This is a genomic window from Polaromonas sp. P1_F9, assembly GCF_056405615.1.
The window spans coordinates 202,215-216,022 of sequence record NZ_JBFUBT010000004.1 but is presented as its reverse complement, the minus strand read 5'-3'; the positions used below and the strand labels follow the sequence as shown (position 1 = coordinate 216,022).

The window sequence follows — 13,808 nt, the reverse complement described above, 5'->3', positions numbered from 1 at the left end:
ACTTGAACCACTTAGACAGGTAATTTTCAGTCGGCCTTGACCCGCTTGGGTCTGGCTTTGCCGTTCCAAAACAGGTGGAACTCGGGGAGGAGTTCACCTTTTGATGATCCTTTCCCCCCAAAGCGCGCGGATCAAGATTTGATGGAAATACTGGGTCAACTAGCGGCGCAACTCAACAGTGGGACGGCGTCTTGTCCTACGCATAACGAAGATGCGGTAAACCGGGCTTTTTAAGCGGGCTGACTACCATTTATCCAGGTGTTACAAGCCGCTGTGTTCTTTAACGGGTGTTGCGGATTGTTCTTTCATTGGCAAGTCGGCCCACAAACCGCTTTTCCTGCAACCATGACTTCAAAGAACCCAATCGAGCTCCATTTCCTTTCCACCGGTATAGCCGGCCTGGACAATATTCTGGGCGGCGGCCTCATCAAAGACCGCATTTACCTGATCGAAGGTGAACCTGGCACCGGCAAGACCACTACCGGGCTGCAGTTTCTGGTCGAAGGCGCCCGGCGCGGTGAGTCGGTTGTCTACATCACGCTGGCCGAAACGGCCGCAGAACTGGGTGGTGTTGCCGAATCGCATGGCTGGGACATGGAGGGCATCCACATTCATGAGGTCCTTCCTTCCGAAAACCTGCTGACGCCGGAGGCCGAATACACCATGTTCCACCCCTCCGAGGTCGAGATGGGCACCACCACCCAAATGATCCTATCTGTGATCGAGGAACGAAAACCGACCCGGGTCGTGATCGATTCCCTCTCCGAATTGCAGCTGCTGGCCGACACACCGCTGCGCTATCGCCGCCAAGTGCTGGCACTGAAGCAGTTTTTTGCCAGCCGTTCCTGCACCGTGATGCTGCTGGACGATCGCACCGCCGCCGGCATTGATCTCCAGGTGCGCTCCATTGCCCATGGCGTGATCACGCTGGACCAGTCCGTGAAGGACTACGGGGCCGAACGGCGCCGCGTGCGCGTGGTGAAGTACCGCGGCATCGCCTTTCGGGGTGGAATGCATGACTACGACATCCAGTACGGCGGTCTCTGCGTGTACCCGCGCCTGGTGGCGGCCGAGTCGCGCGTGATGGGCAAACGGGAGCAGCTCAAAAGCGGTTTGCCTGAACTCGACACGCTGCTGGGCGGTGGATTGGAAGAGGGCACGAGCACCCTCATCGCCGGGCCTCCCGGCACCGGCAAGTCGTCGCTGGCGGCCCAGTTCGTGACTGCTGCCGCTGCGCGCAGTCAGACCAGCGCCATGTTCCTGTTTGAAGAAGCCGCCAACAATTTGCTGAACCGCGCGGACGGCTTGGGGATGGAAATCCGCGAGCCCTATGAGTCGGGTGTGCTGAGCATTCAGCAGATCGACCCGGCCGAACTGTCCCCCGGGGAGTTCGCGTCGGTGGTGTGCCAGGCTGCCGACCGCGGCTGCAAAGTCGTCGTCATCGACAGCATCAACGGCTACCTCAATGCCATGCCGGATGAACGCTTTCTGACTACGCATTTGCACGAACTGCTGACGTACCTGGGCCAGCGTGGTGTGGTGACCATCCTGGTGGGCGTGCAGCAGGGCATGCTGGGCGGCCAGATGTCCACCACGGTGGATGCCAGCTATCTGGCCGACAACGTGCTCATGCTGCGCTATTTCGAGCATGACGGCGAAGTCAAGCAGGCCGTGTCAGTATTCAAAAAGCGAGGCAGCCTGCACGAGCGCACCATCCGCGAATTTTCCATGTCCCACAAGGGTATCCACGTAGGCGCGCCTCTGCGCGGCTTCCGCGGCATCCTGACGGGGGTGCCGGTCTATGTCGGTAACGATCCTGAAGTGGGTGGCGCCCGCGGAGCGAGCTAGGTGGAGCGGCGAATCGTCATTTGTGCGCCTACAGGGCGGGACGCGGCGCTGACTGCCAAAGTGCTCCGGTCCGTGGGCATCCACAGCATTGTGTGCGCAAACAGCGATGAGCTTATGACGCAACTCCCGCTGGGTGCCGGCGCCCTCTTGCTGGTGGAAGAAGTTGTCAGCGGTGTGGCCATGCGGCCACTGGCCGAATACGTGGCCTCACAGCCCACCTGGTCGGACATCCCCATCCTGCTTTTGACGCGTAGCGGCGCCGATTCGCTGGATGTGCAGCGGGCGGTCGAGCATCTGGGTAATGTGACGCTGGTGGAACGGCCCGTGCGCACCATTGCCCTGATTACCGCCACCCGCTCGGCCGTGCGGGCACGCGAAAGGCAATACCAGGTGCGCGATGCCGACAAGCGCAAGGACGAGTTCCTGGCTACGCTCGCGCATGAACTGCGCAATCCGCTGGCGCCGATCCGCACGTCCATGGGCATCCTCAAGCATCTTTACCCGGATTCGGGCCAGATCACGCAGCTGCGCAATGTCGTGGACCGCCAGGTTGCTCACCTGACGCGATTGGTGGATGACCTGTTGGACGTGGCCCGCATCACCAGCGGCAAGGTCACCCTGAAAAGGGGGCAGATCACACTGCAATCAGTGATCAACCATGCGGTGGAGATTTCCTGCTCCGCCCTGGAAAGCAAGCAGCACCGGCTGGACGTGCAGGAGCCGGACGCACCGTATCTGCTGGATGCCGATCACGCGCGCCTGGTGCAAAGCGTCGCCAACCTTCTGGTCAACGCCGCCAAGTTCACGCATCCAGGCGGGCATATCGTGCTGCGCGCGGAAGTCGAGGGGCCTGTGGTGACTTTCCGGGTCGCCGACAACGGGATCGGGCTTGAGGCGTCTTCTCTGGCAAAAATCTTTGACCTGTTTGCCCAGACGCCCGTGCCTGGCGAAGCGCCGACCGGTCTGGGAATCGGTCTAAGCCTGGCCAGGCAGTTTGCCGAGATGCACGGCGGCACTCTGCACGCCAGCAGTGAAGGCCTGGGTCATGGCAGTGAGTTCGTCCTGGCGCTGCCGGTGGTTCTGGAGGGCGGGCAGCCTGCATCGCCTGTGCAAATGGCGGGCTCCGCCCGGTCCGGAAACGCCAAAAAAATCCTGGTGGTGGACGACAACGTGGATGCGGCCAATACCTTGGGCGCTTTGCTTGGCATGGACGGGTTTTCAGTGACAACGGCGTATGACGGTGTGGCCGCCGTTGCCGCAGCCAAGGCCCACAGGCCGGACGTTATCGTCATGGACATCGGAATGCCCGGCATGAACGGGTACGACGCAGCACGCTTGATCCGCCAGCAGCCTGCCGCTGAAAACATGGTCCTTATTGCGCTCACTGGCTGGGGACAGACAACGGACAAAGCCCTTGCCAGCCTGGCCGGGTTTAACCATCACCTGGTCAAGCCGGTGGATTACGAAAGCCTGATGTCCTGCCTCGTTGCCTGACGTAGGTAAAAACAGCGGCCGGAAAGCCGGGAATTAAAGCTCCAATCAAGGAAGTGGTGCCTGATTCGAGCTTGTCCTACACGCATTTCCTATCCTGCTGACGCATCGTGGCCAAGTGTGAACCTACAGTCAAAACCCAGCCACCCAAAGCCTTCATTGGCGCCGCCATGTTTCTAGACAGCTTTCCCCTGCACCAATCAGAAATCCGGGCACCCCGGCCTGTGCGCGAAGTCGCCATCGAGACGGGGAAATCCCGCAGTGCCTGGCCGTTCATCGTTACCGGCAACGGGGTTGGTGTGTCGGACGCTGCCAGTGATTTCCAGGGGGGAATGCCATCAATGTCTGCATCCGCATTTCCCGCCGCGGATTCCAGCAGCTTTGTTACGTGACGTTCCGCGACATGAAAGACACGAGATGGGCCTGAAAAAACGCATCGATCCAAAGAGTGATCGTGACCGCAAGAACGGGTCAGCCGCACCGCCTGACCCCATATCTGCCGAGGAATACGGCAGAGAGGGCACCAACAAGACCATCGCGCAGCCCAAAGCCGACAACGCGCCTTCCGAAGAATTGGGCAATACCCCGCATGTCGGGAAAAGCCCGTACACGCGCGGTTGAACTGCGGGGTTGATCCCCTGGATTAGCGAGCGGGAGCTACCTTTTCGGTCCTTAACTTCGCTACGCGAAGTGAGCCTGGGCTGAAGAACTAATACCGGGCTATCCGCCCGGCGGCATTACAGGCCGGCTGCAGCGCGAAGCGCAGCGGCTTTATCAGTTCTTTCCCACGTAAATTCCGGTTCGTCGCGGCCGAAGTGGCCGTAGGCGGCGGTTTTTTCGTAGATGGGGCGCAGCAGGTCCAGCATCTGGATGATGCCCTTGGGGCGCAGGTCAAAGTGTTCGTTGACGAGAGCCGAGAGTTTCTCGTCGGAGATCACGCCGGTGCCTTCGGTGTAAACAGTCACATTCATGGGACGGGCTACGCCGATGGCGTAAGCCACCTGGATCTGGCACTGCCGTGCGAGTCCTGCGGCCACAATGTTCTTGGCCACGTAGCGGGCTGCGTAGGCGGCCGAACGGTCCACCTTGCTGGGATCTTTGCCGCTGAACGCGCCGCCGCCGTGCGGACAGGCACCGCCGTAGGTGTCGACGATGATCTTGCGGCCGGTCAGGCCGCAGTCACCCTGAGGGCCGCCGATAACGAAGCGGCCGGTCGGGTTGATCAGGTACTTGGTGTCCTTGAGCCACTCTTTGGGCAGCACCGGCTTGATGATCTCTTCAATGATGGCTTCGGTGAACGAGGCCTTCATTTTGTGCGCGGTTTCGCTCTGGTCGGGGCTGTGCTGGGTCGACAGCACCACGGTGTCGATGCTGTGCGGCTTGCCATCCACATAGCGCATGGTCACCTGGCTCTTCGCGTCAGGGCGCAGGAAAGGCAGGCGTCCGTCCTTGCGCAGCTGGGCCTGGCGCTCGACGAGGCGGTGTGCGTAGTAAATCGGCGCGGGCATCAGGTCCGGCGTTTCGTCGCAGGCGTAGCCGAACATCAGGCCCTGGTCGCCGGCGCCTATGTTCAGGTGGTCGTCGGAAGCGTGGTCCACGCCCTGGGCGATGTCGTTGGACTGCTTGTCATAGCAGACCATGACGGCGCAACCCTTGTAGTCGATGCCGTATTCGGTGTTGTCGTAGCCGATGCGCTTGATGGTGTCGCGCGCGACCTGGATGTAGTCGACATGCGCGTTGGTGGTGATCTCGCCGGCCAGCACGACAAGGCCGGTGTTGGTCAGGGTTTCGGCAGCGACGCGGCTGCGCGGGTCCTGCTTGAAAATCGCGTCGAGGATCGCGTCGGAAATCTGGTCGGCGACCTTGTCGGGATGGCCTTCAGAGACGGATTCGGATGTAAAGAGAAAATCGTTCGCCATTGCGTACACTCCATGAAAAGTTTGTCGGCGCGTTGCCGGCTGGAATGCTTCGGCGAACGCTTTAGCAGTTTGGTTTAATGTCGCCCTGCAAGTTGTTCAGTAACTCGGCGACAGCCCGCATTATATGACGGCTGGATTTCCGCCGGCGTAACCTTTCGATACCCCTTTCGCCTGATTCATGCCCTGGTTGTTCCGCTTCTTTTCCCTCTGGCCACTGGCTGCGTTGCATGCGCTGGGCGGTGTGCTGGGCTGGCTGGTATGGGGTTTGAGCCCACGCTACCGCGCGCAGTTCAAGGCCCATGTGGCGCAGGCCGGCCTCCCTTTTTCGCTGGCCCGGCCGGCGATTGCCGAGGCAGGACGTTTTATTGCTGAGCTGCCGAAACTGTGGATGCGGCCCGCCACTGAATCCTGCCTGGGCAATGTCCGTGTTGAAGGTCAGGCGCACGCGGAGCAGGCTTTTGCCCAAGGCCGCGGGGTGATATTTTTTGGCCCGCATTGCGGCAGCTTCGAACTGGGCCCTCAGGCGCTCGCCGAACTGTATGGGCCCATTACCGCGATTTACCGGCCCGCGCGCAAGGCCTGGCTGGCCCGGCTGGAACGCCTGGCGCGCGACCGGGCCAATCTCACCGTCGTGCCCGCGTCCCTGAGTGGCATTCGCCTCATGCATAAAACCCTCAAAGCCAACCAGGCCGTCGCCTTGCTGACGGACCAGGTGCCACCCGAAGGCCTGGGCGTATGGGCGCCTTTTTTTGGCAAGCCGGCCTACACGATGACGCTGGCCGCACGGCTGACGTTGCAAAGCGGTGCGGTGCTGCTGCCCGTCAGTTGCGAGCGCCTGGCCCGCGGCAAAGGATATTTCCTCAAGATATGGCCACCGGTGCAGGGGATGGACGCCTCTGATTCCGGCGCGCGCGCCGACCTGCTGCATGGGGTGACACAGATCAACCGGGCGATCGAAGCCATTGTGCTGAGCCAGCCCGGCCAGTATTTGTGGGGCTACGCGCGCTACAAGACACCACGCAAGGAAACTCCGCTTTGAAGACCCCCCGCCAGATGGCCAGCCGGATCGTGACCCGCGGCGGCATTGCTTTCATGAGGGTGTTGGCCCTGTTGCCGCTGTCCTGGACCCGTGGCCTGGGCGTGTTGTTCGGCTGGATTTTGTACGCAGTGGTTGGCTCACGGCGGCGCGTGGTGGCCACCAATTTCGCGCTGTGTTTTCCCGGCTATCCGGCCGCAGAACGCCGCCGCCTCACGGTGCTGACATTTGTCTTTTTTGCCCAGGCCTGGCTGGACCGCGCGTGGCTCTGGCATGCGCCCCAGGCCTGGGTGCAGCGGCGCGTTAGGGTAACGGGTGCCGTGCAGGAACTGGAGGGCAATGAGCCCACGGTGATATTCCTGCCGCATTTCGTCGGCCTGGATGCGGCATGGGCTGGTGTGGCGCTGCAGATGCCGCGGCCCTCGACCACCATTTACACCGACCAGTCGAACAAACTGGTGGACCGCTGGATACTGCGGGGCCGTCGGCGTTTTGGCAACCTGCGGCTTTTTGGCCGGGGTGATGGCGTCAAGCCCATTGTGGCAGCGCTTCGGGAAGGGCAGCCGCTTTACCTGTTGCCCGACATGGACTTCGGCCCCGATGATTCAGTGTTCGTGCCTTTTTACGGCATACCCACCGCAACGGTCCCATCCCTGTCGCGATTTGCACGCCTGGGCCGCGCCAAGGTGCTGCCCCTGTTGCCCCGGATTACCCCGGCGGGTTATGAGGTGGAAGTGCTGCCGGCCTGGGCGGATTTCCCGAGCGACGACCCGGTAGCCGACACCGCGCGCATGAATGCGCAGCTGCAGGACTACATCAACACCATGCCCGCCCAGTACTACTGGGTGCACAAGCGCTTTAAAACCCGGCCTGAAGGCGATCCCTCCCTGTATTGACGGCGGACGGGGGCGAAAATTTAATGAAATGAGCGTTCCGCCCAGGCAGAGTCTGCACGATCAGCTATCAAATACATAGCAATTAATGCAGAAAATCCTGCAGGTGCGCCGCCACCAATGTGGGCTGCTCATGCACGATCCAGTGGGTTGCGCCTTCGATGCGGCGTAAATCCATCTGCGGTACATAGTCGCCCAGGCCTTCCAGCAGCGCGGGCGGCAAGGCCGTATCGTCCAGCGCCCAGAGCACCAGCGTCGGAAGGTGGACTTCCAGCATGTCGCGTGGAATGCTCACTGCGGCGGCCGCCGGGTCGTTGTGCGGCGGCCCGGGCCGGGGCGGGCGCAAGGGCGAGGCCCGGTAGTAATTGCAGGGGCCTGTCAGGCCCTGGCGCCAGATTTCGCGGTATTGGTCCTTGACGGCTTCAGTCAGCCAGGCGTGCGGCCCATCGGCTGCGCCCATGTTGGTAAAAAAATCCCAGAGCCTCCGAAAATCGTCTTCGGCCAGCAAGGCTTCGGCATCGGGGCGAATCAGGAAGTTCATGTAGGCGCTGGCGGCTTGCTGCGCCGGCGAATGCTGCAGTTCGCGCAGAAAAGTGCCGGGGTGCGGCGAGTTGATGATGGCCAGTTTTTTCATCAGCGCAGGATGAGCCGCGGCCAGGTTCCAGGCCACCGCACCGCCCCAGTCATGGGCCACAAGGCATTCCAGTTGGCCACCTTCCAGCGCAATCAGCGCTGCGATGTCCTGCACCAGGTGTTTGGGCCGGTAGGCGGCCGCCTCCAGCGGCGCGCTGGAATGTTCAAAGCCGCGCAGGTTGGGCGCCACACAGCGAAAGCCGCCGTTTTCGGGCCGCGCAAAGTGTTCCAGCAAGCCATCCCAGACAAAAGCGGCTTCCGGGAAGCCGTGCAGGAACATCAGGACAGGGCGGCCTTTTTCACCGGTTGTACGGCAGGACAAAGTAATGCCGTGGGGCAATGCGTACAAGCGGGTGGCGATCATATTGCTACTATTTTTATAGCTACTTGCGCTTGTCCCTGTTGGGCTGGAGTCGATATTTGCCTGAAGTTTCAGCGCCGGGGAGGTGTCTCAGTCATTGATCTCGGGCAGCTCTTCAGGCGCCGCTTTGGCAGGCTTTGCCGGCTTTTCGACCGATTTCTCTGCTGGATGGGCCCAGTCCCACAAATGCTGGGCCACTTCCTCGACACCGCGGCGCTTCAGCGAAGAAAAGAGTTTGACGTCTCCGCCGCCGGCCTGCAGTCGCACAATGGACAGCGCCTTGGCCGCTTCGGTCTTGTTGAGTTTGTCGGACTTGGTCAGCAGCACCAGGAACTTGAGGCCGTCTTCCACGCGCGGCCGGATCACGTCCAGCAGGATTTCGTCGAGCTCGGTCAGGCCCAGGCGCGGGTCGCACAGCAGCACCACCGCCTTGAGGTTGTCGCGCGTCTGCAAATAGTTGCCCATCACCTGCTGCCAGCGGTACTTGGCTTCCTTGGGCACGGCCGCATAGCCGTAGCCCGGCAGGTCGGCCAGCACGGCGTCGGTCACGCCCTGTTTGCCCAGGCTGAAGAGGTTGATGCTTTGCGTGCGGCCCGGCGTCTTGGAGGCAAACGCCAGCCGGTGTTGCTGCGTCAGCGTGTTGATGCAGGTGGACTTACCGGCATTGGAACGGCCGACAAAGGCGATTTCGGGCACGTCGACACGGGGCAGGTGCTTGAGCTCGGGCGCTGTGGTCAGGAATTTGGCAGTGTGCAGCCAGCCCATCGCGATTTTGGGGTCGGGCGCGCCGGTTGCGGCTAAAGGTGGTTTGGACGGAGAGGGTGAGGTCATGATCGGGCGGTCCCTGGAGATCGGTTGCACGCTACCGGCATGCGTTGGAGGGAGCAATGGCTTCGGGGACGGAACCCGGGAAGCGCTGAGGCGGTGCGGAGCTGCTGGCCCGTTGCCGCGGCAAGACCCGAATAATCGGGGATGCCCTGAAGCCATTGTAAAATCAGAAAGTTATAAGTTTTGTGCGCCAACCAATTAAAACCCCCGATATGAAGCTGTTCGTTACTTCTCTCCTGGCCGCCTTGCTGGCCGTGCCTGCCGTGTCGTCTTATGCTGCCGGCGAAGCCGCACCTGCGCATGGCGCCGCTTCGGCTCCCGCAGCAGCAGCCCTGGCCAAGGTTGCCAAGCCTGATCTGGTCAAGGGCGAGGCCAGCTTCACCGCAGTTTGCGCCAGCTGCCACGGCGCTGACGGAAATTCCGGCACCCCTGCCAACCCCAAGCTGGCGCAGCAGCACCCCGAATACCTGGTCAAGCAGCTGCAGGAGTTCAAGGCCGGCAAGCGCAAGAACCCCATCATGCAAGGCTTTGCCGCGGCACTGTCTGACGACGACATGAAAAACATCGCTTACTGGGCGACGTCCAAGAAAGCCAAAACCGGCTTTGCCAAAGACAAGGAACTGGTTGCACTCGGTGAGCGGATCTACCGCGGCGGCGTGCAGGACCGGCAGATCGCAGCCTGCGCAGGCTGCCACAGCCCGACCGGCGCCGGCATTCCTTCCCAATATCCCCGCCTGAGCGGCCAGCATGCTGAGTACACAGTGACGCAGTTGACGGCTTTCCGTGACGGTGGCCGCGGCAACAGCCTGCCCATGAGCCAGGTGGCCGCCAAGCTGAACGACCGAGAAATCCGCGCGCTGGCCGACTACATTGCCGGCCTGCGCTAGGCAAAGAACAGCAAAGGACTGGCAGGCGCGTGATTTTTTGCTGAAAGTACCCGCAGGCTGCCTGCAGTATTGAACCCAAGCCTCCAAAACCAATCACACCAAGGCGGGTCTTTCTGATGAAAGCCCGCCTTTTTTCTTTTTCCCTTCTTTTTCTTGTTCGCAGGCTTTCCTGAGCCAACCGCAGGTTCCATTTCAAGCATGACAGTTTCCACTGAGGGTATGAAGGTCAATTGGGGCTCCCGCAGCTGGCGGGCGGCGGTGGAGCTGCTGTCGTCCATGCGGTTTTCCATTTCGCTGCTGACGGTGATCTGCATCGCATCGATCATTGGCACGGTGCTCAAGCAGGCGGAGCCGCTGGGCAACTACGTGAACCAGTTCGGCCCGTTCTGGGCGCAGGTGTTCAGCCTGCTCAGCCTCAACACCGTGTACAGCGCCTGGTGGTTCCTGCTGATCCTGGCTTTTCTGGTGGTCTCTACTTCTTTGTGCATTGCGCGCAACGCCCCCAAAATCTTCGCGGACCTGAACCAGCTCAAGGAAAACGTCCGGGAGCAAAGTCTCAAGGCCTTTGGCCACCGTGCCGAGGCTGCGTTGGCCGAGTCACCCGAAGCGGCTGCGCGCCGCATTGGCCAGACGCTGGTGCAAAGCGGCTGGAAGGTGAAGCTGCAGCAGCGCGCCGGCAACGGCTGGATGGTGGCGGCCAAAAAAGGCGCGGCCAACAAACTGGGCTACATTGCGGCGCACAGCGCGATCGTGCTGGTCTGCGTGGGCGGCCTGCTCGACGGCGACATGATCGTGCGCGCGCAGATGTGGCTGAACGGCAAATCGATTTATGCCGGCGGCGGCCTGATTGCCGATGTGCCGGCCCAGCACCGGCTCAGCGACAAAAACCCGACGTTTCGCGCCAACCTGCTGGTGGCTGAAGGCACGCAGTCCAGCACCGCCATACTGAACCAGCCCGGCGGCGTATTGCTGCAGGAGTTGCCGTTTTCCATCGAACTCAAGAAATTCATCGTTGAGTACTACTCGACCGGCATGCCCAAGCTCTTTGCCAGCGACATCATCATCCACGACAAGGAAACCGGCGAGAAGATTCCGGCGCGCGTAGAGGTCAATCATCCGGCCAATCACCGCGGTATCGAGATTTACCAGTCGAGCTTCGACGACGGCGGTTCCAGCGTGACGCTCAAGGCCATTCCGATGGCCGCGGCGAGCAAGCCGTTTGAAATCCAGGGCACGATCGGGGGCTCGAGCGGCCTGACCAACGGGCAGGGCGAAGGCGCCGAAAAGCTGACGCTGGAATACACCGCGCTGCGGGTCATCAACGTGGAAAATTTTGCATCGGGCGGGAGCATGGGTTCCGGTGCGGATGTGCGCAAGGTCGACCTGCACCAGGCGATTGACACACGGCTTGGCGCGGCGAACAAGACCGTGACGCAAAAGGAGCTGCGCAACGTAGGCCCCAGCGTGAGCTACAAGCTGCGCGATGCTTCCGGGCAGGCCCGTGAATTCCACAACTACATGCTGCCGGTCAAGACGGACCCGGCTGAAGACAGCCCGGCGGTCTACCTGATGGGTGTGCGCGAGACACCGTCCGCGCCCTTCCAGTACCTCCGGATCCCGGTGGATGCCGAAGGCGGCATGGAGACCTTTTTGCGCCTGCGCGCGGCGCTTGCCAATCCGGCGCAGCGTGAGCTGGCGGTCAGGCGCTACGCGAGCCAGGCCATTGGCCCGGAGCGGCCGGAGTTGATGCAGCAGCTCGCCGCATCGACGTCGCGGGCGCTGGCTCTTTTTGCCGGTGACGTTGCAGACGCAGCGGGCGCCGCGCAAGGCTTGACTGGCAAACCCAAAACCGCTGCAGGCCTGCAGGCCATCTCTGATTTTATGGAAGCCAATGTGCCCGAGGCCGAGCGCAACCGCGCTGGCGAGGTGCTGATCCGCATCCTCAACGGCGCCTTGTTTGAGCTGACGCAGATGACGCGCGAGCAGGCCGGGCTCAAGCCGCTGGGCCAGGATGAAAAGACGCGGGCTTTCATGTCGCAAATGGTGCTGAGCCTGTCGGATGCCAATTTTTACCCCGCGCCCATGGCGTTTGAGCTCAAAGATTTCACCCAGGTCCAGGCCAGTGTGTTCCAGGTAGCGCGTGCACCGGGCAAGACCATCGTCTACCTGGGCTGCGCCTTCCTGATCCTGGGGGTGTTCGCCATGCTTTACGTGCGCGAACGCCGCGTCTGGGTCTGGCTGGCGCCGCGCGGCGCAGGGGGCGATCAGGCAGAAGATGGCAATGTTGCGGGTTCGATGCCAGAATCGGCCGAAGACCACAGTCAGGCCACCATGGCCTTGTCGACCAATCGCAAGACCATGGACGGCGACAAGGAGTTTGAGATGTTGAAAACGAAACTGTTGCAGGCGCCTTTATGAATACCTCCACGATCAACACCACCGCGGTGAACACCACCACGCTGAAGGCGGGCGGCGACAGCACGCTGAGCCTGAACGAGGGCTATTTCACCCGGCGTAATGTGCTGGATTGGGTGTTTGCCGCGCTCGTCGCCGGTGGCTTTCTGTATGCCTTCGCCCGTTACAGTGATTTCATGGATGTCTATGAAAAGGGCATCCTGTTCGCGGCCATTCCGGCGGCTATCGCCATGGGCTGGTTTTGGCGGCCGCTGCGGGTGCTGATGATGGTGGTCAGTGCCTTCGCACTGCTCGGCATCGCTTCCTACCAGGGTGACCTGGCGCGCGCCGAGCAGGTGTTCTGGCTCAAATACTTTCTCTCCAGCCAGTCGGCCATTTTGTGGATGAGCGTGCTGTTCTTCATGAGCACGATTTTTTATTGGCTGGGCATGTTCGCAAGCGGCGCGACCAATGCGCAGGGCCATAGCAGCCATAGCGCCGTGCTCGAGTCGGTAGGTTCAAAAATTGCCTGGGCCGCCGTCAGCATGGCCTTGATCGGTACGCTGGTGCGCTGGTATGAAAGTTACCTGATAGGCGCAGATGTGGGACACATTCCGGTCAGCAACCTGTATGAAGTGTTCGTGCTTTTCTGCTGGCTGACCACTACCTTTTATCTCTATTTCGAAGCGCAGTACAACACGCGCACTTTAGGGGCGTTTGTCATGCTGGTGGTCAGCGCAGCCGTCGGTTTTCTGCTTTGGTACACCGTTGTGCGGGAAGCGCATGAGATACAGCCGCTAGTGCCTGCGCTCAAAAGCTGGTGGATGAAATTGCACGTGCCGGCCAACTTTATCGGCTACGGGACTTTCGCACTCTCCGCGATGGTTGCGCTGACCATGTTGCTGAAAACCGCGACCGGCAAATCTCTGTGGATTGGCCTGGTTGCCTTGCCGACCGTCCTTGTTGTCTTGCCTTTGACGGCTGTGATGTTTTTCGGGTCGGCTGAAATGGCTCCCGCCATGGGTAAGGCTTTGCGCATGGTCGTTCCCACCATCATCTTCTTTGTGGCCGTCATTTGGGCGCGCAAGGCGATTAATGCGCACACACCGGATGCCGTCGTCATGGACGACCTGATGTACAAGGCCATCGCTGTAGGCTTTGCCTTCTTCACCATCGCCACGGTGCTGGGTGCCTTGTGGGCGGCCGAAGCCTGGGGCGGCTACTGGAGCTGGGACCCCAAGGAAACCTGGGCGCTGATCGTCTGGCTTAACTACGCGGCCTGGCTGCATATGCGGCTGATGAAAGGGCTACGCGGTACGGTCGCTGCCTGGTGGGCGCTGGTCGGGCTGGTCGTGACTTCCTTTGCCTTCCTGGGTGTCAACATGTTCCTCTCGGGCTTGCATAGTTACGGAACCTTGTAGCCGGCAGCAAGTCCTTGTAAGGTCGGGTTAATTCACCGGCGGGTTGAATCCCTGTAAGAAGTTGCTGCGTATTCAGACTAACCCTTAAACGGATTTC

Annotated in this window: 12 protein-coding genes; 8 read left to right on the top strand and 4 right to left on the bottom strand. The window is 61.2% G+C overall.

Features of this window, described 5'->3' with window-relative positions:
* Window positions 1-345: 345 nt before the first annotated feature.
* From AC1DYR_RS12565 to AC1DYR_RS12555, 3 genes are all read left to right on the top strand, one after another.
* Complete coding sequence (locus AC1DYR_RS12565) at window positions 346-1,848, top strand: ATPase domain-containing protein (RefSeq protein WP_477705385.1); 1,503 nt, start codon at window positions 346-348, stop codon at window positions 1,846-1,848.
* A 114-nt stretch (window positions 1,849-1,962) separates the two neighbouring features.
* Window positions 1,963-3,342: a hybrid sensor histidine kinase/response regulator gene (locus tag AC1DYR_RS12560; protein WP_477705384.1), complete on the top strand. Its 1,380-nt coding sequence runs from the start codon at window positions 1,963-1,965 to the stop codon at window positions 3,340-3,342.
* A gap of 414 nt (window positions 3,343-3,756) precedes the next feature.
* A complete protein-coding gene (locus AC1DYR_RS12555) occupies window positions 3,757-3,960 on the top strand; it encodes a hypothetical protein (RefSeq protein WP_477705383.1) in 204 nt (67 codons plus the stop codon).
* Between the two features lie 116 nt (window positions 3,961-4,076).
* Here AC1DYR_RS12555 and metK read toward each other — a convergent pair whose 3' ends face one another.
* A complete protein-coding gene (gene metK / locus AC1DYR_RS12550) occupies window positions 4,077-5,258 on the bottom strand; it encodes a methionine adenosyltransferase (protein ID WP_457279749.1) in 1,182 nt (393 codons plus the stop codon).
* Between the two features lie 178 nt (window positions 5,259-5,436).
* Between metK and AC1DYR_RS12545 the strand changes: the two genes are divergently transcribed.
* Both AC1DYR_RS12545 and AC1DYR_RS12540 read left to right on the top strand, forming a co-directional pair.
* On the top strand, window positions 5,437-6,297 hold the full coding sequence (locus AC1DYR_RS12545) for a lysophospholipid acyltransferase family protein (RefSeq protein ID WP_477705382.1): 861 nt from the start codon (window positions 5,437-5,439) through the stop codon (window positions 6,295-6,297).
* Between the two features lie 14 nt (window positions 6,298-6,311).
* Window positions 6,312-7,190, top strand: coding sequence for a lysophospholipid acyltransferase family protein (locus AC1DYR_RS12540; protein WP_477705915.1), 879 nt, complete (start codon window positions 6,312-6,314; stop codon window positions 7,188-7,190).
* Window positions 7,191-7,272: 82 nt separating this feature from the next.
* Here AC1DYR_RS12540 and AC1DYR_RS12535 read toward each other — a convergent pair whose 3' ends face one another.
* Window positions 7,273-8,184, bottom strand: coding sequence for an alpha/beta fold hydrolase (locus tag AC1DYR_RS12535; RefSeq protein ID WP_477705381.1), 912 nt, complete (start codon window positions 8,182-8,184; stop codon window positions 7,273-7,275).
* A gap of 87 nt (window positions 8,185-8,271) precedes the next feature.
* Window positions 8,272-9,012, bottom strand: coding sequence for a ribosome biogenesis GTP-binding protein YihA/YsxC (gene yihA, locus AC1DYR_RS12530; protein WP_477705380.1), 741 nt, complete (start codon window positions 9,010-9,012; stop codon window positions 8,272-8,274).
* Between the two features lie 209 nt (window positions 9,013-9,221).
* On the opposite strand from yihA, the gene AC1DYR_RS12525 reads away from it, so the two are divergent.
* A complete protein-coding gene (locus AC1DYR_RS12525) occupies window positions 9,222-9,896 on the top strand; it encodes a c-type cytochrome (RefSeq protein WP_477705379.1) in 675 nt (224 codons plus the stop codon).
* Here the strand turns inward: AC1DYR_RS12525 and AC1DYR_RS12520 are convergent.
* Entirely contained in the window at window positions 9,893-10,096 is a 204-nt protein-coding gene (locus AC1DYR_RS12520) for a hypothetical protein (protein ID WP_477705378.1), read from the bottom strand. The genes AC1DYR_RS12525 and AC1DYR_RS12520 overlap by 4 nt on opposite strands.
* Between AC1DYR_RS12520 and AC1DYR_RS12515 the strand changes: the two genes are divergently transcribed.
* Together AC1DYR_RS12515 and ccsB are read left to right on the top strand one after the other, a co-directional pair.
* A complete protein-coding gene (locus AC1DYR_RS12515; RefSeq protein ID WP_477705377.1) occupies window positions 10,095-12,314 on the top strand; it encodes a cytochrome c biogenesis protein ResB in 2,220 nt (739 codons plus the stop codon). The two genes, AC1DYR_RS12520 and AC1DYR_RS12515, sit on opposite strands and share 2 nt — an antisense overlap.
* Window positions 12,311-13,711: a c-type cytochrome biogenesis protein CcsB gene (gene ccsB, locus AC1DYR_RS12510; protein ID WP_477705376.1), complete on the top strand. Its 1,401-nt coding sequence runs from the start codon at window positions 12,311-12,313 to the stop codon at window positions 13,709-13,711. Before AC1DYR_RS12515 ends, ccsB begins: the two co-directional genes overlap by 4 nt.
* Window positions 13,712-13,808: the final 97 nt, after the last annotated feature.